The organism is Microcoleus sp. B4-C1, from assembly GCF_036705285.1.
Classification (GTDB): domain Bacteria; phylum Cyanobacteriota; class Cyanobacteriia; order Cyanobacteriales; family Microcoleaceae; genus Microcoleus.
In genome coordinates, this window is the sequence record NZ_JAUBUC010000017.1 from 32334 (window position 1) to 55243 (window position 22910).

Genomic DNA, 22910 nt, shown 5'->3' on the forward strand with positions numbered 1-22910 from the left:
TCGTGAATAGCAATCCCCAAGACGGAACATCAGTTAAAAAATACGGCTTAGCCCTGCACACAGCTAGTCGGGAACTCGGTTTAGCCATCAGCAATTTTGCCGGGGATTCTCGCTGCAAAACTTGGAATTTGGATCGGGATTTAGCGACTCATTTGCATCAGTATTTAGTCGAGTTTATTGGGCCGCAAACTTGGGCGGATTTGGCTTTTATTGCAGTGGCGAAGGGGCCCGGAGGCTTCACGGGGACTCGGATGGGTATGGTGACGGCGCGGACTTTGGCTCAACAGTTGGATATTCCGGTTTTTGCGGTTTCAACTCTGGCGGCTGTCGCTTGGGCGGAACCCCCCCAACCCCCCCTTGCTAAGGGGGGGCTTTTGAGTGCAGAACCCCTCATTGCTAAGGGGGGGCTTTTGGATACGGAACCCCCCCAACCCCCCCTTGCTAAGGGGGGGCTTTTGGATACGGAACCCCCCCAACCCCCCCTTGCTAAGGGGGGGCTTTTGAGAGAGGATATGGCGGTGCAAATGCCTGCACAGCGGGGACAATTGTTTGGCGCTGTTTATTCAGTTAACAAGGATTCTGGTTTAACTGAGTTGTTTCCTGATACGGTGATGACTCCTGAATCCTGGCAGGAAAAGTTGGATAATTGGGGGAATTCTTATCAGTTAATTGAAGTTGGTAGCGAGTTGGGATGGTCGGTTTCTAGTGTGTTGGAATTGGCTTATTTGGAGTGGCAAATGGGCAGTCGTCCTGATTGGTCGGATGCTTTGCCTTTTTACGGGCAACATCCGGTTAAGGGACACTGAATATTGGGAATAGGGCATTGGGAATAGGGAATTGGGCATTATTTCGTTTCTGTTAAACTCACATCTTGCACCATTGTCAAGAACAGGCAAGATGCCTGTTCCACAAAGAGTAGATTTTCTTGTGGAACAGGCATCTTGCCTGTTCCTAAAAGGCTAATTGAGAAGGGTGCAAGATATAAGTTAAATCAACTTGTAGAGTGCGTTTTTTTTCCGACAATGCCCGATGCCCGATGCCCGTAAATGATTTATAAGCAATTAAGCAGACTTGATATCGTTGTTTATTTAAGGGCTATACAAACTTCGAGGCAAAAAGTTAATGTTAGCGGGTCTGGGCTTTCGGTTCGCAATCGATCGATCTCAGCTCGATCGCAGCCGCGAGATTCCATAAAATCGAGCATCCAGTTCGTTATTGTCGCGAGATCGATGTATTTTGCTCCGAGACAAACAGGGCAAATTTCTGGGCTGAGGGTACCGGTGCCGCCGCATTCGGGGCAATCCCAGTGGCTGGTTACGGGATCGGGGGTAGTTGGGATGTTGTTCATGCTGGGAAAAAGTTCGTCAAGCGTAGCTATCCGGCAGAGAATCGCACCTACTTGTTCACTCTAGCAAAAATGCCGATCGCCCTTACTTGTTCCTGTCTTTACACTAAGCGGGCTAGTGATTAATATTGACAAAAATACAAAAGGGGTGGCTATGCTCGATCGCACTCAATGGTTTTTGGCTGGTATGTCGATCGCACTTTCGCTTCAGTTAAGTCAGCCAGTGGCAGCAGCCGTTCCCGTTGGTAAAGCCTTACAAACAGCACAAATTGGCAGTAACGACGCTGCTGAAACAGCATTAAAAGAAGGACTGCGACTGTACCGGCAAGGAACATTAGAAGCGAAAAAAAGCGCGATCGTCAAATTTGAAGAAGCATTAAAACTGTATCGAGAAGCGGGCGACAATAGAGGGCAAGCACTTAGCCTCCTTGGTCTTGGCAAGGTCTACTCAGATTTGGGAGAAAAACAGAAAGCGCTAGAGTATTACACCCAGTCGCTTCCCCTGAGTCGGGCAGTAGGCGATCGCAGTGGGGAAGCTGCCACCCTCAACAACATCGGCTTAGGCTACTCAGAATTGGGAGAAAAACAGAAAGCGCTAGAGTATTACAGCCAGTCCCTTCCCCTGGTTCGGGCAGTAGGCCATCGCTCCGGGGAAGCTATCACCCTCAACAACATCGGCTTAGTCTACTCACAATTGGGAGAAAAACAGAAAGCGCTAGAATATTACAGCCAGTCGCTTCCCCTGAGTCGGGCAACTGGCGAGCGCGCTCTTGAAGCTAGCACCCTCAACAACATTGGCAGAGTCTACTCCGATTGGGGAGAAAAACAAAAAGCGCTAGAGTATTACAGCCAGTCGCTTCCCCTATTTCGGGCAGTAGGCGATCGCAGTGGGGAAGCTCTCACCCTCAACAACATCGGCGGTGTCTACAATGAATTGGGAGAAAAACAGAAAGCGCTAGAGTATTACAGCCAGTCGCTTCCCCTGAGACGGGCAGTAGGCGATCGCAGCGGGGAAGCTGTTACCCTCAGCAACATCGGCGCTGTCTACAATAAATTGGGAGAACAACAAAAGGCGCTAGAGTATTACAGCCAGTCGCTTCCCCTGAGACGGGCAACCGGCGATCGCAGTGGGGAAGCTGCCACCCTCAACAACATCGGCGGTGTCTACAATGAATTGGGAGAAAAACAGAAAGCGCTAGAGTATTACAGTCAGTCGCTTCCCCTGAGTCGGGCAACCGACGATCGCAGTGGGGAAGCTAGCATCCTCAACAACATCGGCGCTGTCTACAATGAATTGGGAGAAAAACAGAAAGCGCTAGAGTATTACAGCCAGTCGCTTCCCCTGAGACGGGCAGTAGGCGATCGCAGCGGGGAAGCTCTCACCCTTTACAACATAGCTTCTTTCAAACGCGACCAAAACCATCTTACCGAAGCCCTCAACGACATTGAATCCTCTCTCAAAATCATCGAAAACCTCCGCACCAAAATTGCCAGCCCAGAACTCCGCAGCTCATACTTTGCCACAGTACAAAACTACTACGAACTCTACATCGATTTGTTAATGCAACTGCATAAAACTAATCCTAAATCCGGTTACGATACAAAAGCCTTAGAAGCCAGTGAACGTTCTCGCGCCCGCAGTCTCCTCGAACTCCTCCAAGAAAGTAACGCCAACATTCGCGAAGGCATTGACCCCGATTTACTGCAACAAGAAAAGAGCCTGCAACAGCAACTCGATGCCATTGAAAAACAGCGCATCGAAACAATCAGCACCCCCAATCCCAATCAAACTAAAATAGCTGAAATCGACTCTCAGCGCCTCGCACTTTTGGAACAATATCAACAAATTCAAGCCCAGATTCGTACCGCCAGCCCCCGCTACGCAGCCCTTACCCAACCCCAACCTTTAACACTGCCAGAAATTCAGAAACAGATTCTCGATGAAAACACTATTTTATTGCAATATTCCCTCGGCACAAACCGCAGTTATTTGTGGGTTGTGACATCAACAGGAGTAACCAGCTATGAATTACCAAAACGCGCAGACATTGAAACAGCAGCTAAGGACTTCCTAGAGACAATAACTAGCCCAATCCAGAGAGATATTCCCCAACAAGTTGCCCAAGCAAGTGCCAATCTCGGTCAAGTAATTTTACAACCCGCAGCAGCCCAATTAGGCAATAAACGCTTATTAATTGTTCCCGACGGCGTGCTGCATTATACCCCTTTTCAAGCTTTAACTATTTCCCAAACCGCCGGACAAAATACCAATCTTCCCTTAATTGTCGAACATGAAATTATCACTCTGCCTTCTGCCTCAACTCTCGCCATTCTCAGGCAAAATTACGGAGATAGAAAACCACCAAGCCGAACTTTAGCTATTTTAGCCGATCCTGTTTTCAGTCCAAATGATGAAAGAATTAAAGGAAAAATCACCCAAGCAACGACTGAAAAATTAGAAGCAAATAACCTCGGTTTAAATCGCTCGCTTCGTGCTTCTAATCGGCAATGGCCACCCGAACGCCTCCCATTTACCCGCCAAGAAGCCCAAACGATATCCAGCTTATTTCCCTCAGCTTCTAGCACTCAAAAGATTGATTTTGATGCCAGCCGCACTACTGCTACCGACGGCAGTTTAGCTAATTATCAAATCGTTCACTTTGCCACCCACGGCCTTGCCAACAGCCAAAATCCCGAACTGTCAGGAATTGTGATGTCGATGGTAGATGACAAGGGCAATCTTGTCAATGGTTTTTTGCGCCTCACGGATATTTTCAACTTGAAACTGGCGGCAAATTTAGTGGTTTTAAGTGCTTGTCAATCGGGCATGGGGCAGAATGTTAAAGGCGAAGGAATGGTGGGATTGACAAGGGGTTTTATGTATGCGGGTGCTCAGCGGGTGGCGGTGAGTTTGTGGAATGTGGATGATGAAGGAACTTCTGTGTTAATGCAAAAGTTTTATCAAAAAATGGTGCAACAAAAGTTAGCGCCGGCGGCAGCTTTGAGGGCGGCGCAGATGGAAATGATGCAGGAGGAAGAGTGGAAATCTCCCTATTATTGGGCTGCTTTTACCTTGCAAGGCGAGTGGAAATGATATACAGCACTTGTGCTGGTAAGTAACTACATAGCCCTTGTAGGGAAACGGCAATGCCCATTGGTGTCAACAAACACGTTAAATCGGTAGTCCGATAGTCCGACAATCCGACAGTCCGACAATCCGACATTCCGACATTCCGACAGTCCGACAGTCCGACAATCCGACAGTCCGACAATCCGATAGTCCGATAGTCCGATAGTCCGACAGTCCGATAGTCCGACAATCCGACAGTCCGACAGTCCGACAATCCGACAGTCCGACAATCCGACAGTCCGACAATCCGACAGGGAATGAATTCCCTGTCTAATAGCTAAAGTCCTCTGAAGAGGACTAATGAGTTTAAAAATTCGGCGTTGCTGGGCGTTGCTAAATACAGGTAGGAATTCAGATTTCCCAATTGCTATAAAACCAGTATGGTCAGTTTTGTAACATCAAGCAAAAAGTTGATTCCTACCGCGAATCAGCAACGTCAAAAATTCTTCTTCCCAGTCCTCTTCAGAGGACTTTCACTATGAGACAGGGGTTTCAACCCCTGGCGGATTGGCGGACTACCGGGTGGGCGGCGTGAATCAGCAACGTCAAAAATTCTTCTTCCCAGTCCTCTTCAGAGGACTTTCGCTATGAGACAGGGATTTCAACCCCTGGCGGATTGGCGGACTAACGGGTGGGCGGCGTGAATCAGCAACGTCAAAAATTCTTCTTCCCAGTCCTCTTCAGAGGACTTTCGCTATGAGACAGGGATTTCAACCCCTGGCGGATTGGCGGACTAACGGGTGGGCGGCGTGAATCAACAACGTCAAAAATTCTTCTTCTCAGTCCTCTTCAGAGGACTTTCGCTATGAGACAGGGAATTCATTCCCTGGCGGACTACCGGGTGGGCGGGCGGACTACCGGCTGGGCGGGCTGACAGCTTAAGTTGACACCAATGGGCCGAAGAGCCCGGAACGGGCAAGATGCCCGTTCCACAAAAGAAAGAGTTTTCTCGTGGGGTTGGGCATCTTGCCCGCCCAGAAAAGGGTTTATCGCCCGCTAGCTAAAGCCTCCCGCAATTTGCGGCCCCGCGATTTATCCCGAAGTTCTGGAGTTGCCATCCGCAACACAAAATCCAGCAACCAAGGCGCAATTCGGTGACACCAAACTGCTAGATGACTTTGCCATCCTACCAAGATTTCCGGCGCATCTTTCTGCAATCCCGCGACAAGTGCTAGGGCAACTTTTTCGGGAGTTGTGGGCACTACCCACCGGAATTGTTCCAAGTCTCGCACCATGTCGGTATCTGTTAGAGATGGCAGCAAAGCTGTGACTCGAACATTGTACTGAGTTAACTCGCTACGCAAAGCTTGGGTGAATCCCAAAATGGCAAATTTGGTAGCAGAATAAGTCGCCATTGTGGGAGCGGCAATTTTGCCCATTAAGCTCGAAACATTGACGATGGTTCCCTCTTTTTGAGTCGCCATTCGCCTCGCAATCAAGCGGGTAATTGTGTAGGTTCCGAGCAAATTTAAGGCGATTTCTTCCTCGATTAATGGCAGCGGGGAACGTAAGAATGATGCTTGGTGGGCGACGCCTGCACAGTTGACTAGCAGGTGAATCGGGCCGCAATCTCGCCAAGCTTGGGCGATCGCAATATTCACCGCTACTGACTGAGTTAAATCCAAAGCTAACGGCACTACTTCTGTGCCCAAAACATCGATTTCCTCTGCCAGTTCAATTAATTGCTTGCGGTTGCGCGCCACAATCAACAAACGTTTGACTCCTTGTCTCGCTAATTCCAGGGCGATCGATCGCCCAATTCCGCGCGAAGCTCCTGTAACAAGAGCTGTTTTTCCTTGAAGTTGCATAATAGATTAAACCTTTTGGTAGATGCTCACCGCGGCACGGAGTTATGAGTTGTGAGTTGTGAATTATTAGTTATGAGTTGAATGTTTTGGCGGTAACAACTCATAATTCATAATTGTTGAAAAGGCTATCTTGTTTCGATAAGCCTAATTTTTTCGTGGGGTTAACTCAAAACCCAAAACTGTTGAATCGCTAACGTGCGCGTGAGTTGAACTAAACTTTTGGTTTGCCAGGAATCAGTCAAATATCTGGTCATGTAACCTCATGCAAGCAGACAAATTTGAGATGGGCAAACCTAGTCGGAAATCATGACCAAGCGGGCTTTATTACCGCTTTTTTTTCAGTTCGCGGAGGTGGACTTTGCCTGTGTAGCCGCGAATTTATTCGCCAGGGATTGGTTTTCTTCAGTCCGCGAAGGCGGACTTTGCCTGTGTAGCCGCGAATTCATTCGCCGGGAATATACGCCGGGGATTGGTTATCCGCCAGGGCTTTATTACCCTCTTTTTTTAGTCCGCAGAGGCAGACGATATCCTGTGCAACCGCGACTTACAATCGCCGGGGATTCGTGCGAATTGGCACAGGATAATTGAGCAATGCAGATTATCAATTCCACACCTCCTAGATATGAGAATTTCCTATCTACACACACCTTAACAACTTGACAGAGAAGCGGCAACAATTTTTAATAAATCTTCCGCAACACTTCTTTACAATTTTCTCAGAGTGCCGATTTCCAAGTGCCGTGAAAGCCTAAAGGTATGACACCAGGCAATTCTAGCTTGCAAACAGGTTCACGGGAAAGTCCGTCGCTGTCAAATATCCAGACTTCGCTGCTATCAGAATTGCCGTCGTAAACAACTGTTACTATCCAACCTTTCTCCGAGGAAATATCTGGAACGTAGATGGGCTCTGCGGGATAGCGATTTTCGCCACAGTCGGCAATTGTGAGATTGCGGCTTTGCGTGTCCAAACGGGCGATCGCACCGAAACGTTCCGCTACAATATCAACGTCAGGCCGATACATTGCCAGATAAATATACCGCGAGTCTTGACCTACTTCGTCCGCAGGTACAACGGGAAACTCACACGGTTTATCCAACAATTCTTCTATTCCTGTCACTTTCGCCGTCAGAGGATTGAGATGCACTCGGCAAAGAGTACCCTCCGCATCGGTGCTAGTTTCACCAGTCGGTACTTCTTTCAGCCGCTGATTAGTTTGAAAGTCAGCGAAGCGCACAAAATCTACAGCCACCGAACCATCTTCCTTGACAAAACCGTTAGCAAAATGCCACTGAAACCAAGGTTCGGTTTCGCCGCGACTAACTAAAGAGAGAGTTTCAGAGTCAAAAACTAATATCTGAGTACCTAACTCCGGTTTCCACTGAAAGGACTCGCTATAACTGCTAATTCCCGTTAACAATGGCAAAAAATTGACTTGCACCGGCGGGATAAAAAATATCAGATATTTACCCGCCAAAACAAAATCGTGGAGCGCGTAAATTCCATCTAAAGCAACTGTTGATTGTTGCACGACTTGGCCAGTAAAATCGCTTTTATACAGATTCAACTTTGTAGTCGCACCGTTGGTAACTCCAAAGTTGAAAATATTGCCAGTAATCGGGTCGCGCTTGCAGTGAGCAGAATAAACAAATTTACTATCTAAACTGCCTAAATCGTCCGTTCCCTGAGTTTCCAGGGTTTGCAAATCGAGGCGGTGAGGCGGGCCACCTTCCCACAATGCCAAAAGGCGATCGGGCAAAGCTAAAACAGAAGTATTGGCAGCATTTTTAACAGTTTTAGTCCACCGCAACCACACAGGGCCCGGTGCTGTCATGCCATAATTACTGTAGAGAAATTTATCTGCTTTTTCTTCAGCTAGATATCCCGCTGTTTGCACGTAGCGATAAACAGCCGTAGCACCGACATCGGTAAAATGTACTGCCAAAATTGCACCGTCGCCATCAAACCAGTGTCCCGCAGCAACACCGCCGCGTTCCAAACGTCCGGGCCCGTTGCGGTAGAGAGTGCCGCGCAATCCGTCGGGAATTTTACCAGTTTTAACCGATAGCTGAGTCAGCGGAAACTCTGCCGCCGGACTGGCTAAAGATTTAGCCCAAGATTTTTTAGCTGAGATTTTAGTGTCTGTTTTCATTTGAAACTCGCAATTTTAAACTGATCTGACAGATATTTTGCTATACAATTATAGCAAAAACCATCTATAACAGTTCTCGCGTGAGCCATTCATCAATGAATTAACAATTGCTCAATCCCCCAATCTAAAATCTAAAATCTAAAATCTAAAATCTCAACCTGTACCTCACTTAATCGAACAAGGGTATAACACCTATGACTCTCCGCCGCCGCGCTCTGCTCACAACTTTTGGGCTGACTGCTATTGGTACTCAGCTTTTGCCAAGCGCCCAAACCAACCTATCTCCCAAAAGTGCGATCGAGCCGCGCCGCCTGCAAGTCGGCGATACTGTAGCTTTAATCAATCCTGCGGCTTTCAACTACGAAAAAGAAGTGCAGCCATTTTTTAAAGTTCTGGATAACCTGGGTTTAAAAGTTAAATTGGGAGAGCATTTTTACGACCGCTACGGCTATTTAGCCGGCAAGGATGCCGATCGCGCCGCCGATGTCAACGCAGCCTTTGCCGATGACTCAGTGCGAGCTATTTTTACCGGAATGGGGGGCTGGGGCTGCGGTCGGATATTGCCACTCCTGGATTACAATATTATCCGCAACAATCCCAAAATCATTATGGGATTCAGCGATATTACGGCGCTATTATTGGCGATTTATGCTAAAACTAATATAGTTACTTTTCACGGCCCTTTAGGTGTGTCAACTTGGAGTCCATTGACAGTAAAATACGTCAAAAAACTTTTGTTTGAGGGCGGCTCTATAACCATGCAAAACTCCCCAAGCGTGCAAGTTCAAACAATCGGGCGCGGCACAGCTAGGGGAAAACTCATCGGCGGAAATTTATCAGTAATAGCAGCAATGGTGGGTTCTGCATATTTACCGCAGTGGGAAAATAGTATTTTGTTTGTTGAGGAAGTGGGCGAAGAGGTTTATCGCATCGATAGAATGTTGACGCAGCTTAAATTAGCGGGCATTCTTGATAAAATATCAGGTTTTATTTTCGGACAGTGTACCAAGTGCGAAGCTGAAAAACCCCAAGAGTCCCTAACCTTGCCTCAAGTCTTGTCCGACCACATTCGCCCTTTGAATATTCCTGCGTGGTATGGTTCAATGGTGGGACACATTCGGGAGCAGTTCACTTTGCCGATCGGCCAAGAAGTCGAAATCGACGCTGACTCTGGTACAATTAAATTGTTAGAATCCGCTGTCCATTAAATCTTGAACTCTTCTGGATATTACCGAGGCAGAGCCTCTGGATCTGCGTTCCCAGGCAGAGCCAGGGAACGAGAAATAAATTTAAACACAAAATCAGAAATATCGTGAAAAAAGCTGAACAATTAATTAAACCCTTAACAGCAATAATCTTGACAATTCTTTGCCTGTTGCCACTCAATGCCTGTGCAGCAGCAAGTAAAACCGCTAACAGCGACCCAATTTACCAGCAGCGAACAGTCCACAATCCCGACGGAATCGGCAAATTTTACATGGGTCGAGAAATTGCTCAAGTCATGGGATACCAAGGCGCTAGTTGGCTGGAAAGACCGTCCCGCGGCATGGAAGAAAAATCAGCTCGGTTAGTGAACAATCTCGATTTAAAACCAACCGATATTGTAGCAGACATTGGAGCGGGAACGGGATATTTTAGCTTTCGCCTCGCTCCCTTAGTTCCAGAAGGAAAGGTTTTGGCAGTTGACGTGCAGCCGGAAATGATTAATTTTATTAAATTGAATAAACAAGAAAAAAATATTGCTAACGTTGAGCCAGTTTTGGGAAGTATCGACAATCCGAATTTACCGGAAAACAGCGTGGATTTAGTTGTGATGGTCGATGCTTATCACGAATTTGCATATCCCAGAGAAATGATGCAAGGAATTGTGAAAGCACTTAAACCGGGAGGCCGCACGGTATCGATCGAGTATCGGGGCGAAAACCCGCTGATTCCCATTAAAGGTTTGCACAAAATGACGCAGAAGCAGGTAAAAAAAGAAATGGCCGCCGTCGGTTTAGTATGGAAAGAGACAAAAGATATGTTGCCCCAGCAGCATTTGATGGTGTTTGAGAAAAAATCTCAAATTTAGCAGCCAAATAGAGCGATTGTCTACCATTTTTACTGAGTTTTGTCAAGGTACAAAAGACGTATTTTTGATGCGCGCAGGCGATCGGTCAAAAATTCTAAGCCTTAAGTAACCATTAAGAGAGACATTTTACTAAAAATACCATTTACAATTAAAAATTGATAACCCAGAGGCGCTTCCTTCATTTTTCAAGCGAAGAAGTGTCGCTATTAAGAAGTACCAGCGTGAACATTCCAAGTTCCATCCTCACCATGCTCGCCGGCATCGGAGTGACTCTGATCAGTCTCTGGTACGGGCAGAATCACGGTTTGATGCCGATCGCCGCCTCTGACGAAGCATCCGACATAGACGCACTTTTCAATACAATGATGACCATTTCCACTGGACTATTTATCATGGTGCAAGGAATTCTCATCGTTGCTGCAATTAAATATCGCCGCCGTCAAGGAGACAACACAGACGGGCCGCCTTGGCATGACAACTTTCCCTTAGAAATTCTTTGGACAGCCGTGCCAGCGGTGATTATTTTAGGAATCGGAGTCTACAGTTTTGAGATTTACAACTCAATGGGAGGCCTCGATCCGATGGGCAATCATGACCACGGCACGATGCAAGCGCACTCTAAAATGCGGGGAAGTGCGATCGCAGCCACACTCTCAGATACACCCCAAAACGCCCCTCAAATTCCGTCTAGAAAACTTGTTGCTTTAGGCGTCGGCGCTTCCCCAGAAAATGAAGACAAACCAGCAGACTTAGTTGTAAATGTCACAGGTTTGCAGTACGCCTGGATTTTTAGCTATCCAGAAAGCGGCGTTAGTTCCGGCGAACTGCATATGCCAGCAAACCGCGACGTACAGCTAAATATCTCAGCTCAAGACGTGCTGCACGCATTTTGGCTGCCGGAATTTCGCCTCAAACAAGATGCAATTCCCGGCCGGCCGAGCGAACTGAGATTTACACCAACTAAAACCGGCGAATACCGGGTTGTTTGTGCTGAATTGTGCGGCGCTTATCACGGAGCGATGAAAGCTGTAGCAGTCGTTCACACGCCCGAAGAATTCGACGGTTGGCTGCAAGAACAGCAAGTTGCTAGCAGTCAAAACTTAGAGCAAGCAGTTGCAGTCAATCCAGGGGAATTGTCAGACGGAGAATTTTTGGCTCCCTACGTCAGGGAAATAAAAATTAACTCCGAAACCCTAGAACAACTTCACCCAACTCATCACTAAAAATAGTCATTAGTTCTGGCCACTGGGTATTTTATCCTGAGCTAATAACTAATGACTAATAACTAATGACTAATAACTATGACACAAGCACAGTTCCAAGAAAGTGCAAACACTGAGGCTCGCGGAACAGCGCCCGCCGATAGACATTGGCGCGACTACTTCACTTTTAATACCGACCACAAAGTCATCGGTATTCAATACCTGGTAACAACATTTATTTTCTATCTAATCGGCGGCGTGATGGCAACCTTGGTGCGAACAGAACTCGCCACCCCCGACGCCGATTTTGTCACCCCCGAACTCTACAACAGTTTATTTACTGTTCACGCCACGGTGATGATCTTCCTGTGGATCGTACCCGCAGGAGCCGGATTTGCTAACTTTTTGATCCCCTTAATGATCGGGGCAAAAGACATGGCATTTCCCAGGCTAAATGCCGTTGCCTTTTGGATGATTCCCGTAGGCGGCGTGTTGCTGTTGAGCAGTTTTTTGGTAGGTGCTCCACAGGCGGGTTGGACATCCTATCCGCCTTTGAGCTTAGTTACGGCTCAAGCCGGAGAAGAAATTTGGATTCTCAGCGTTTTGATTCTGGGAACTTCTTCGATTTTGGGGGCGGTAAATTTTGCCATTACCATCTTTACCATGCGCGTTCCCAGCATGGGTCTCAATGATATGCCTTTGTTTTGCTGGGCGATGATTGCGACTTCAGCGCTCACTTTGATTGCTACTCCAGTCTTAGCCGCAGCTTTGATTTTGCTGTCGTTTGACTTGTTAGCAGGGACGGCCTTTTTTAACCCGACAGGCAACGGCGATCCCATCGTCTACCAGCATTTATTCTGGTTTTATTCGCACCCGGCAGTTTACATTATGATTATGCCCTTTTTTGGGGTGATTTCAGAAGTTTTGCCGGTGCATTCCCGCAAGCCAATTTTTGGTTATTTGGCGATCGCCTATTCGAGTCTCGCAATCAGCTTTTTAGGCTTGATCGTGTGGGCGCACCATATGTTTACCAGCGGCACTCCCGGCTGGCTGCGGATGTTTTTTATGATCACAACTATGATCATCGCCGTACCAACAGGGATTAAAATATTTAGCTGGTTGGCAACTATTTGGGGAGGCAAACTCCGGCTTGTCAGCGCGATGCTATTTGGGATGGGTTTTATCTCAACATTTGTGCTGGGCGGCATCACCGGGATCATGGTAGCTTCCGTACCTTTCGACATTCACGTTCACGACACTTATTTTGTCGTCGCTCACCTACACTACGTGCTGTTTGGCGGCTCAGTGTTTGGAATTTACGCTGCTTTTTACCACTGGTTCCCCAAAATGACGGGGCGGATGATTAATGAATTTTGGGGTAGAGTTCACTTTGTTTTAACCTATGTGGGCTTTACTGTAACTTTCCTGCCGATGCACGCTTTGGGTATGCAAGGAATGCCTCGGCGCGTGGCAATGTACGACCCGAAATTTACCACAATTAATGTCATTTGTACTGTCGGTGCTTATATGCTGGCAGTGTCTACAATCCCGTTTATCATTAATGTGATTTGGAGTTGGAGGTACGGCCCGAAAGCAGGTGACAATCCTTGGCAAGCTTTGAGTTTGGAATGGATGACGACTTCGCCGCCCCCCATCGAAAATTTTGAAGGAGTGCCGGTATTGGCAACTGGGCCTTACGATTACGGCATGGAAAAAATTCAGAATACAGGGGAACGTCTCAGGCTCAAGCTGAGGGAAAATGCCACCCGCAACGCCCAGAAAACAGGTATTCCTATTGCGGAGGCTCAAGCTTCAACTTTCTTTGGCGGTACTGCAACTTTGGTAGCTCCTGAATCAGAGAGAGATGTTGATTCTCCTGCTGATGAAAGTCAAGATGGCGAATAGTTATTAGTCATCAGGCATTAGTCATTGGGAATTGTTGACGGTTGACGGTTGACGGTTGACTGTTAACTAATGACTGATGACTAATGCCAACTGACAACTGACAACTGACAACTGACAACTGACTTCTTCATTACCAATTTCTTATGCAAATTCCAGCGATCGATCCGACAAAAACAGCCCTAAATTACCACCACGAGGGCGAAGTAGAAGCACACGGCGTCGAGCATCCCGACCACCGAATGTTAGGTGTAATTGTGTTCCTGTGCGCTGAAGGCATGATATTTTTCGGTATGTTTGCCGCGTATTTGATTTATCGGGCGATGGCCCCCGTGTGGCCTCCTGAAGGTACGCCTGGACGAGAGTTATTGCTGCCGGGAATTAATACGGTGATTTTGATTGCTAGCAGTTTCGTGATTCACAATGCTGATACTGCAATCAAAAAGAATGATGCCGCCGGAATGCGGAATTGGTTGCTCGTAACTATTGCTATGGGCGCAGTTTTCTTGGCAGGTCAGGTTTACGAATACACTCATTTAGAGTTTGGCTTGACGACGAATTTGTATGCCAGTTGCTTTTACGTTTTGACTGCTTTTCACGGCTTGCACGTTACGTTTGGAGTGCTGCTGATGGCGGGGGTGGTGTGGCGATCGCGCACCCAAGGTCACTATTCTAGCGAGCACCACTTCGGCATCGAAGCGACTGAAATTTACTGGCACTTTGTGGATGTGATTTGGATTGTTTTGTTTCTGTTACTGTATATTTTGTGATCCCAGAGGCTTTTGGGCCTCTGCCACAAGAGATTTGTATGACCCCCAAGTGGGGGTTTTTTTATTGTTTGGAAAGTGCGATCGACTTTCATATCAAGTCCGGTCGAGCGACCGCGATTTTCGTAGGGGAGGGTTCGCCAACAATACCTGCCAATAATTGACAATCTCAAAAACCCGCCCCGACCGGGATATTATGGTTAATCGATCGCACATGATATCATTCACCTCCTCAAAGCCGATCGCGCTAAACTAAAAGTAGCAATTCTCCTATCCAGCAGCATTGAGAAAATTATGCAGTGCGAATTGTGCGATCGACAAATGGAAGCATTAACCGCCCATCACCTCACCCCCAAACAAAACACCAAGCGCAAAAACGAAGATCCAAGCCCGACAATCGACATTTGCTCAGCCTGTCACCGTCAGATTCACTCTCTATTTGACAACAAACACCTCGCCCAAGAGCTCAATACCCTGGAAAAGCTCAAAAATGAGCCTGAACTCCAGAAATTTGTCTCTTGGATTAAGAAACAAAAAACCGACAAACGTATTCAAGTACGCGGCAAAAAAGCTCGATCGTAGGGTCAGAAATTAGGTATATATTCCTGGACGCAGTTACTGTCTGAGGTCCGGTTTCTTCATTAATTTTTCATTCCCTAACCCAAAATTTAACATATAAACCCGGTTTGTTTGCGTAAATCCTACTATCATAAAACTTCATTAAGATTGTAAGCATCAATAAACAATGGTAGTACCATATAGTCAAGAAAGTAAAATAAAAACTTGTTGCGCTAGTTAAAAAATGGAGAGTCTGGATGCAACTAGCAGAGAGGCACATCATTAAATCTACGGAACACCGTTTCGCCCAGATTGATGAATTAGCTTTTAAATCCAAGAATCTCTACAATGCTGCTAACTACGTCATTCGTCAGAGTTTTGTCTATGGATGGGGTTACATTAATTACAACGAGATGAACCGTTTAATGAAGTCTCATCAAGCCTACAAGGTTTTGCCAGCCAAGGTAAGTCAACAAATCTTGATGATATTGGACAAGAACTGGAAATCGTTTTTTGAAGCTGTCAAAGCTTACAAAGTTGATTCCTCTAAATTTACTGGTCGCCCGAAACTACCGAAGTACAAAGATAAAGTCAAGGGTCGAAATATTCTTGTCTATACGATTCAGGCGATTAGTAGCAAGCAGTTGAACAAAGGAATTATCAAGCTTTCGGGTACACAAATCTCAATAAAAACCCAAATAAAATCAGATAAAATTTGCCAAGTTAGGCTGGTTCCCAAATGTGATTCCTATGTAATTGAGGTAATTTATAATGAACCGGAGTCCACCGTCGAACAGATTCAAACAGAAGCAGTAGCTAGTATCGATTTGGGACTAAATAATTTAGTGGCGTTAACTTCAAATCAGTCGAGTTTTACCCCTCTCCTGATTAACGGGCGACCATTGAAATCGATCAATCAGTTCTACAACAAGCGTAAGGCAAAACTACAATCTCAATTGAAAGGAAGTAGCAAGACATCATCCCGTATTCAACGCCTAACTCGTTGTCGCAATCAAAAAGTAGATAATTACTTGCACTCCTCCAGCAGGCTTATAATTAATCTTCTCGTCGCACGAAAGATTGGGACGCTAATAATTGGAAAAAACCTACAATGGAAGAGCGAGATTAGCTTAGGGAAGCAAACCAATCAGAACTTCGTAAGTGTTCCTCATTCCCGATTAATTGAAATGTTGGAATACAAAGCTGAATTGGTTGGGATAAGGGTGATTGTGCAAGAAGAATCCTATACTTCTAAATCGAATTTTCTAGCTTTAGACCCAATCCCTGTTTATGGGAAGACTGGCGCTAATGATGTCGCATTTAGTGGCAAGCGAATTAAGAGAGGATTGTACAAAACATCGGTCGGTCAATTAATCAATGCGGATGTTAACGGAGCTTACAATATTTTGAGAAAAGCAATCCCAAATGCGTTTAGCAATGGGATAGGGAGCTGCGTAGTTCAGCCAAGGCGGGTCAATCCGCTCGAAGTGAAAGTGAAAGGGGAGGGACTTAATGCCTCCCATGTCATGTCATAAATGACTATACTTTTACCAGCTATAGTGATTTACTTATTTGTAACAAGCTGCCAACAATTATCATGAACCTCACATCCCTCGAACTAGCAAAAGACCGAGCGCGCATCTACAAAAACTACCTCCAAATGGAAATAGATGCCAAAGCGAACATAAACAAACTAGCCTTTTTAGACCGGGGCATTGAAAAATCTCCTTACCAACAACACATTAAAAACTATCCCGATTATCTCAAACAGAAACCCGACGGCTTAAAAGTAATTAGCTCTATTCCCGGCCCCAATAATCCCCTCAAACCTACTCCGTTTCCCAGCCTGGGAGAACTACCTCAAATTAACTCTCAAGCTTTAAGTTTCCTCCACGCAGACATCAAACAAGCCTGCGTTTGCATTGGTACTTTTGTAGATGGCAAAATTCAGGCGCAGTGGCTGGGAAAAAACGCACTTACCAAAGCTGAACAGTGGAGTGCTACTAAAATTATCGCACTCCTTAATATCGTTAGTCAAGTAAATACCAAATATCCCGACTGCGACATAGACAACTGCGTTGTTAGAGATGGCAACGGGCTAAGACACGATTTTTACTTTTACGATGTAGCAAAAGATATGATTAGCTATGCCTCAAATATAGCAAGTTCAAACTCCTTAGCTGCGATGTTCAAACGCTTCGATACTCGCATAGGATTAGAGCAATGGCTGAAGAGCGCTACTGGCAATAATGACCTAATTTTTCGCGGCGATTACGGCGAAAATCCTTATCACAACAACCCAAGAATATTTGATCTCAGCCAAAAACAAGTGCTGCTAAGTGCCGCATTAAACAGCACCAAACAAAAAAATTCAGTATCTGCTTATGACTTGACCAGGCTAATTTCCATGTTAGGATGGCACTTCCACATCGAACAGCGATCGCGCATGAAAGGATCTCAGTGGAACAGTTTAGAAAGCATTGTCAGAGCAATGGGACATGATAGCGCTCGATATGTGGACGTAGCAATTAAAACTTTGGGGATGGATAGCCTCATCACTTCTCCTGTAATTATCTCCAAATTGGGTTACGGACTCAGCTCGATCCGGGGAACCCTAGAAACAGTTTATGTGGCTTTAGTGCGGTTTGTTGACGAGCGGCCGAAGGCGGCGGGAAAGCCCGCAAAACTCAGAACTTTAGCCATGACTTTGCGGGCTGAAAAACCTGTAGGCGGTTCCAGTATCGATCGCCTAGCGATCGAACTCGACGCCAGATTTTGCGCCGAAGTCACGGAAATTCTCCGCCGATTGTTTGCGGAAGAATTTTAAACGCGGGCGATCGACTAATGTGAAAGTCGGTGAAACTTGCGATAAAGCATCCTCTCTACCGGCTTTCCTCCCCGCAAATGTTGCTCAGTTATTGCCGCAACTTCTTCAGGGCAAACCCCATTGTACCAAACCTCTTCTGGTAGTACCAACACCATCGGCCCGTTGCCACACTGTCCCAAACAACCGCTAGCAACAACTTCAACTTCTGAGGGCGACAATTTCTGAAAAGCTGCCAGTACCTTTGCTGAATTTTGCTTGCGACAAGTGCGGTTTTGGCAAACGAGAACTTGCCTAGAAGATTGGATAATTTTCATGTTTTTTCACTTGACAATCTGCTCAATATATGCTATTTTTTTATCATGGGAATATGTGTGGCCATATATGCCCAAATTGTAGGAAAGTCGTTAAAAACTTTGGACGGGCTAGAAGCCCATCCCACAACTCATTAAACTTGAATTGCATTCAATCGCTTTGAATTCCTCAAATTATCGTGGGGAGTAGGGGCCCTAGCGTCCCGCCCGCCCGAAAAATACAATTTAGATGCGGGACAGCTTAAGACTTCAACGCACCCTATAATTAATCTGGTGACAAACCTTTGGAAGCCAACCATTGTCGATCGAACAAACGCGACTGATACCGAGCCCCGCCATCACAGAGTACCGTCACAATCGTATGTCCAGGCCCCATTTGCTTCGCCAAAGCCACCGCCGCCCCCACATTAATCCCCACAGAACCGCCCATAAACAGCCCTTCTTTCCTCAGCAGTTGGTAAATCACCCGGACAGCTTCAGTATCGTGAATTTGGATGGCGTCGTCTACCGGGGCATTCTCCATATTTCCAGTGACGCGACTGGTGCCAATTCCCTCAGTAATCGAACTACCTTCCGTCTTAATTTCCCCAGTTTTGAAATAACTGTAAAGCCCGCTGCCCATCGGGTCTGCCAAGACAATTCTCACAGCAGGATTTTTTTCTTTCAAAAACATTCCTACGCCAGCAAAAGTGCCACCAGTACCAGTAGCTGTTACCCAAGCATCAATTTTGCCGTTTGTTTGTTCCCAAATTTCCGGGCCAGTCGTCTCGTAATGAGCTCGGCGATTGGCTAAATTGTCAAACTGATTTGCCCAGACTGCATTCTCCATTTCCGAAGCCAATCTTCCCGACAATTTGACATAATTATTCGGGTCTTTGTAAGGAACAGCGGGAACAGTCCGAACTTCAGCGCCCAAGGTTTTCAAAGCATCGATTTTTTCTTGAGATTGGTTATCGGGAATCACAATCATACATTTGTAACCTTTAGCGTTGCAAATGTGGGCCAAACCGATGCCAGTATTGCCCGCAGTGCCTTCAACAACGGTGCCGCCCGGTTTCAGCAAGCCTTTTTCTTCTGCATCTTTGATGATGTATAAAGCAGCCCTATCTTTAACGGAACCGCCGGGATTGAGAAACTCTGCTTTGCCGAGAATTTCGCAGCCAGTTTCATCGCTGAAGCTGTTTAAGCGAATTAGTGGTGTGTTGCCTATTGTGCCTACAAAGCCGTTTTTAATATCCATATTTTTTTGATTTTTGCCTGCTATATTTATAGACTATCGCGAACAGACAAACATTATACGTCTAATTAGGCAAGAAAGAAGGTAGAATCTCAAGATATCTCAGAGGCAGCTAGCTCAACTCAAAGTTGAGATGCTATACAAATTAGTAAGGTGTCATGGAAACTGTCATTTTAGTTAACGGTGTGGGACTTCGCGGTGCAGAAATGTTATTGTTGCACTGGCGCTTGCAAAAATACGGCTATCGAATTAAACAATTTTCCTATGCTGCTTGGGGAAATTCATTAAAGCAAAATGTTACGTCTCTCCAAAAAATATTAGCAGCAGAAAAAGCTGATACTATCCACTTTGTCGGTCATAGTTTAGGTGGGCTATTAATTTACCTATTGTTTGACAACTTTCCGCAGCAACGTCCGGGAAGAATTGTTACATTAGGTACTCCCCATCAGGGTAGTAGCTTTGCTTGCAGATTGAGTCGCAAATCTTGGGGAAGATTTATCTTAGGACGCAGCCTCATGACAGGATTGTTCGATAGAATATTACCGCCACCCAATAGAGATGTGGGAATCGTTGCTGGTAACTTGGATATCGGTACTGGTTGGTTGTTGCGCTTGCCTCGTCCTAACGATAGTCTAATTGCAGTCGAAGAAACTCGCTGTACGGGTGTTGCCAAACATATTATTTTGCCTGTTTCCCATACCGGACTCTTGGTAGCACCCATCGTTGCGAAACAATGCTCCAGCTTCTTAAAAACTGGTCATTTCCTGTGATTTTATACCTGCGATTTCGCCTTACCAAATTTTACTCATATTGAGTGCAAATCCCGGCAAAACCGGGTCGCCGCTAACTGTAGCCGGATTCTCCAAACATTCTTCGGGCAAACCGGGATGGTAAATATAAACTCTGCGATTTTTGCGGTCAATTAACCAGCCTAACTGCACTCCTGGTTCTCTCATATATTCTTGCATTTTTTCTTGCAATGGCTTGAGATTGTCAGAAGCCGACCTGAGTTCTACTACAAAATTCGGGCAAATCGGGGCAAACTTTTGCTTTTGTTCTAGTGACAAAGCATTCCATCTCTCCAATTTTATCCAAGCAGCATCCGGCGACTTTTGTGCACCTGTTGACAGAGTAAATCCTGTACTCGAAGTAAACGCTAAACCAGTACCATTTTGTTCTGCCCAAACCCACAGCGGCCCAAATATATTACCTTCTCGGTTTCCCGTCTCCGAACCAGTAGGGGGCATAATTAGCAATTCTCCCGATTTGTTGCGTTCAATTCGTAACTCACTATTGATTTGACAGAACTCGAAAAACTCGTCGTCTGTCATTTGCAATTTGGGCGGTATTCGCAACACAATTGTTGATGACAGCATTTTGCCTTTCCTCCACTTTAAATTGTTCAGACAAGATTGCACAAGTTCTTTGTTTGTAGTTAGGACTTGAGTCCTCAAAAATCCGGTTAAGGACTCAAGTCCTAAATGTAAGCTGTTGTGGACTCAATTCCGGTTGTATCGGAATGATTAAACCGCAGAGGGCACAGAGGACACAGAGAAAGAGAAGAGAGAGATAATAATTCCGATGTCAACGGATTTGATATGACGCGGGAATTATTATAGAGGTAAGGTGCTCCGTGGGCACCCTACATAATTAGGTTCTGCTTTCAGGAATGTTAAACCTATTTATTCGGCTGAGGAGTCATCCGCAAATAAGGCTTAATCGGCGTATAACCTTTAGGAAATTTCTCTTCCAACTCTTTCGGGTCAGTAATCGAAGGTACGATTACGCAATCGTCGCCGTCTTTCCAATCAACCGGAGTCGCGACGCTGTATTTGTCGGTAAGTTGCAAGGAATCAATTACTCGCAAAATTTCATTAAAATTCCGACCAGTGCTCGCGGGATAAGTAATGCTCAAACGCAATTTCTTTTCCGGGTCAATAACAAAAACTGTGCGGATTGTTAAGTTGTTTAGCGAGTTGGGATGGATCATGTCGTAAATGTCGGAAACTTTACGATCGCCATCTGCTAAAATCGGATAATTGAGGGTGACGTTTTGAGTTTCCTCAATATCTTTAATCCAGCCCATGTGAGAATCCACATCATCGACGCTGAGGGCAATGGTTTTGACTCCCCGCTTTTCAAATTCCGACTTGAGACGGGCCACTGCACCGAGTTCTGTGGTGCACACTGGAGTATAGTCTTTCGGGTGGGAAAACAACACGACCCAGCTATCCCCAGCCCAGTCGTAGAAATTGATTTCGCCTTCAGACGAAGCTTGGGTAAAGTTGGGAACTGTATCGCCTAATCGCAGAGTCATAACTGATTTCCTCTAATTTTATTTAAGGACTGTTCCTTATCATGCCATAATTCCCCGGTTTCTCGATCGAGCTGTAAAGGATTCTAAACTTTTTGGTCGATCGATCGGCAATTCCACTACTGTAATGTATGTGTGGCTTATACCGCTAAATTTGATTGCTATGCTTTACTTTTTGCTCAAGGCAATACAGCCTGTTTTAGTCCCGCTGTGTTTTGTCTCCGCCTGGGGTTTAGTTTTTTTGATATTTTCGAGTATCGGGCGTACTGTCGCCGACTCCCTGCGCCGAGCTCAGCGGATGCACCAAATCCCTTGTGCTAACTGCGTATTTTTCACCGGCGATTACCACCTCAAGTGTCCCGTTCAGCCTACCATAGCTTTATCTGAAGATGCGATCGACTGTCCTGATTATCGAGGGCATTCGGGAATTTACGGTTGAAAAATCCGGCCGCCACTTTACATATTTCTTAACATCTCTGGCTCTTTCAATTAAACTTAAGTTGTGGTAAAGAGATTTTTAGGAGTGTGGAAATAATGCTAATTCAAAAGCTAAATGCCTGCGACGAGTTTATTGCTGGCGACGGTACTCAACTGCGAGAATTGCTGCATCCAGACAAACAAGCTGTGGATTTGCGTTACAGTTTAGCCCACGCCACTTTGCCACCGGGACAAACTTCTGCGCTGCACTCCCTGACAACTTCTGAAGTTTACTACATCCTCAGTGGCGTTGGAGAAATGCACATCGACGAGGAAAATCAATTCGTGGAAGCCGGAGATGCAGTTTACATTCCGCCAAACGCCAAGCAGTTTATTTACAACTGTGGCACAAAGCCGCTAATATTTATTTGTATCGTCGATCCCGCGTGGCGAAAGGAAGACGAGACAATTTTCGAGTAATATCATGTCCTATCGAGCGATTAAAAGGGCGGGTTTTTGAGATTGTCAATTATTGACAGATATTTTTCGTGAGGGGAGCCCCTACCGTATTAGGGGTCATCGACCGGAGATAATATAATTATGCTCGTTACCCGGCTCTGCCCGGTAACGCATATCTAGAGGCTCTGCCTCTACTGAAAAAAACATCACAAATCGAAAATCTCTTTTAACAACAACAGCACCCAGCCATATGTACCGAGTGATTTCCTCTTTTTTCAACTTCGATGTGGAGTTGCAATAATCCTCGGATTCAGTTGCATTGCTCCCCTCTCATTAGTTGAGGAAGTATCAGCTTTGTTGGTGGGTGCTGCTATTGGTTTTTAATGAGACAGATGTGAGATTAAACAGCGTT

Annotated in this window: 20 protein-coding genes; 13 read left to right on the forward strand and 7 right to left on the reverse strand. The window is 45.9% G+C overall.

The annotated features are described in order from the left end of the window. Nucleotides 1-2 precede the first annotated feature (2 nt). Nucleotides 3-806 carry a tRNA (adenosine(37)-N6)-threonylcarbamoyltransferase complex dimerization subunit type 1 TsaB gene (gene tsaB, locus QUB26_RS09550; protein ID WP_333237757.1) on the forward strand — a complete coding sequence of 268 codons (804 nt, stop codon included), beginning with the start codon at nucleotides 3-5 and terminating at the stop codon, nucleotides 804-806. Between the two features lie 278 nt (nucleotides 807-1084). Here tsaB and QUB26_RS09555 read toward each other — a convergent pair whose 3' ends face one another. Next, the gene (locus QUB26_RS09555; protein WP_333062003.1) at nucleotides 1085-1348 is read right to left on the reverse strand and encodes a hypothetical protein; all 264 of its coding nucleotides are present in this window, start codon (nucleotides 1346-1348) and stop codon (nucleotides 1085-1087) included. Between the two features lie 151 nt (nucleotides 1349-1499). Here QUB26_RS09555 and QUB26_RS09560 point away from each other — a divergent pair, with 151 nt between their 5' ends. Next, entirely contained in the window at nucleotides 1500-4439 is a 2940-nt protein-coding gene (locus tag QUB26_RS09560) for a CHAT domain-containing protein (protein ID WP_445299598.1), read from the forward strand. A gap of 1022 nt (nucleotides 4440-5461) precedes the next feature. Here the strand turns inward: QUB26_RS09560 and QUB26_RS09565 are convergent. Both QUB26_RS09565 and QUB26_RS09570 read right to left on the reverse strand, forming a co-directional pair. Further along, on the reverse strand, nucleotides 5462-6283 hold the full coding sequence (locus QUB26_RS09565) for an SDR family NAD(P)-dependent oxidoreductase (RefSeq protein ID WP_333237762.1): 822 nt from the start codon (nucleotides 6281-6283) through the stop codon (nucleotides 5462-5464). 716 nt (nucleotides 6284-6999) lie between these two features. Beyond that, the gene (locus QUB26_RS09570) at nucleotides 7000-8433 is read right to left on the reverse strand and encodes a carotenoid oxygenase family protein (protein WP_333237765.1); all 1434 of its coding nucleotides are present in this window, start codon (nucleotides 8431-8433) and stop codon (nucleotides 7000-7002) included. Nucleotides 8434-8627: 194 nt separating this feature from the next. On the opposite strand from QUB26_RS09570, the gene QUB26_RS09575 reads away from it, so the two are divergent. The 8 genes from QUB26_RS09575 to QUB26_RS09610 all read left to right on the forward strand — a co-directional run bounded on the left by QUB26_RS09575 (nucleotide 8628) and on the right by QUB26_RS09610 (nucleotide 17760). Continuing rightward, nucleotides 8628-9641, forward strand: a complete 1014-nt coding sequence (locus QUB26_RS09575) for an LD-carboxypeptidase (protein ID WP_333201328.1) — start codon at nucleotides 8628-8630, stop codon at nucleotides 9639-9641. A 104-nt stretch (nucleotides 9642-9745) separates the two neighbouring features. Next, nucleotides 9746-10504: a class I SAM-dependent methyltransferase gene (locus tag QUB26_RS09580; RefSeq protein ID WP_333201326.1), complete on the forward strand. Its 759-nt coding sequence runs from the start codon at nucleotides 9746-9748 to the stop codon at nucleotides 10502-10504. A gap of 221 nt (nucleotides 10505-10725) precedes the next feature. Next, nucleotides 10726-11727, forward strand: a complete 1002-nt coding sequence (locus QUB26_RS09585) for a cytochrome c oxidase subunit II (RefSeq protein ID WP_333317693.1) — start codon at nucleotides 10726-10728, stop codon at nucleotides 11725-11727. Nucleotides 11728-11805: 78 nt separating this feature from the next. Then, nucleotides 11806-13611 (forward strand): cytochrome c oxidase subunit I, encoded by a 1806-nt coding sequence (ctaD, locus tag QUB26_RS09590; protein ID WP_333317695.1) that lies wholly within the window; start codon nucleotides 11806-11808, stop codon nucleotides 13609-13611. A 143-nt stretch (nucleotides 13612-13754) separates the two neighbouring features. Then, nucleotides 13755-14378: a heme-copper oxidase subunit III gene (locus QUB26_RS09595; protein ID WP_333317697.1), complete on the forward strand. Its 624-nt coding sequence runs from the start codon at nucleotides 13755-13757 to the stop codon at nucleotides 14376-14378. A 291-nt stretch (nucleotides 14379-14669) separates the two neighbouring features. Beyond that, complete coding sequence (locus QUB26_RS09600) at nucleotides 14670-14957, forward strand: hypothetical protein (protein ID WP_333237784.1); 288 nt, start codon at nucleotides 14670-14672, stop codon at nucleotides 14955-14957. A gap of 233 nt (nucleotides 14958-15190) precedes the next feature. Beyond that, nucleotides 15191-16468 (forward strand): transposase, encoded by a 1278-nt coding sequence (locus tag QUB26_RS09605; RefSeq protein WP_333237786.1) that lies wholly within the window; start codon nucleotides 15191-15193, stop codon nucleotides 16466-16468. Nucleotides 16469-16530: 62 nt separating this feature from the next. Next, nucleotides 16531-17760 carry a hypothetical protein gene (locus tag QUB26_RS09610; protein WP_333317699.1) on the forward strand — a complete coding sequence of 410 codons (1230 nt, stop codon included), beginning with the start codon at nucleotides 16531-16533 and terminating at the stop codon, nucleotides 17758-17760. Between the two features lie 14 nt (nucleotides 17761-17774). Here the strand turns inward: QUB26_RS09610 and QUB26_RS09615 are convergent, their stop codons facing one another. Together QUB26_RS09615 and QUB26_RS09620 are read right to left on the reverse strand one after the other, a co-directional pair. Continuing rightward, nucleotides 17775-18074 carry a (2Fe-2S) ferredoxin domain-containing protein gene (locus QUB26_RS09615; protein ID WP_333208076.1) on the reverse strand — a complete coding sequence of 100 codons (300 nt, stop codon included), beginning with the start codon at nucleotides 18072-18074 and terminating at the stop codon, nucleotides 17775-17777. Between the two features lie 262 nt (nucleotides 18075-18336). Beyond that, nucleotides 18337-19311 (reverse strand): cysteine synthase A, encoded by a 975-nt coding sequence (locus QUB26_RS09620; protein ID WP_333237789.1) that lies wholly within the window; start codon nucleotides 19309-19311, stop codon nucleotides 18337-18339. Nucleotides 19312-19466: 155 nt separating this feature from the next. Here QUB26_RS09620 and QUB26_RS09625 point away from each other — a divergent pair, with 155 nt between their 5' ends. Continuing rightward, nucleotides 19467-20078 (forward strand): lipase family protein, encoded by a 612-nt coding sequence (locus QUB26_RS09625; RefSeq protein WP_333237791.1) that lies wholly within the window; start codon nucleotides 19467-19469, stop codon nucleotides 20076-20078. Between the two features lie 21 nt (nucleotides 20079-20099). Here QUB26_RS09625 and QUB26_RS09630 read toward each other — a convergent pair whose 3' ends face one another. Both QUB26_RS09630 and QUB26_RS09635 read right to left on the reverse strand, forming a co-directional pair. Continuing rightward, complete coding sequence (locus tag QUB26_RS09630; protein ID WP_333237793.1) at nucleotides 20100-20684, reverse strand: Uma2 family endonuclease; 585 nt, start codon at nucleotides 20682-20684, stop codon at nucleotides 20100-20102. Between the two features lie 302 nt (nucleotides 20685-20986). After that, the gene (locus QUB26_RS09635; RefSeq protein ID WP_006632618.1) at nucleotides 20987-21625 is read right to left on the reverse strand and encodes a peroxiredoxin; all 639 of its coding nucleotides are present in this window, start codon (nucleotides 21623-21625) and stop codon (nucleotides 20987-20989) included. Between the two features lie 160 nt (nucleotides 21626-21785). Between QUB26_RS09635 and QUB26_RS09640 the strand changes: the two genes are divergently transcribed. Then, nucleotides 21786-22061 (forward strand): hypothetical protein, encoded by a 276-nt coding sequence (locus tag QUB26_RS09640; protein WP_333055589.1) that lies wholly within the window; start codon nucleotides 21786-21788, stop codon nucleotides 22059-22061. A gap of 95 nt (nucleotides 22062-22156) precedes the next feature. Next, a complete protein-coding gene (locus QUB26_RS09645) occupies nucleotides 22157-22519 on the forward strand; it encodes a cupin domain-containing protein (RefSeq protein WP_333055521.1) in 363 nt (120 codons plus the stop codon). Nucleotides 22520-22910: the final 391 nt, after the last annotated feature.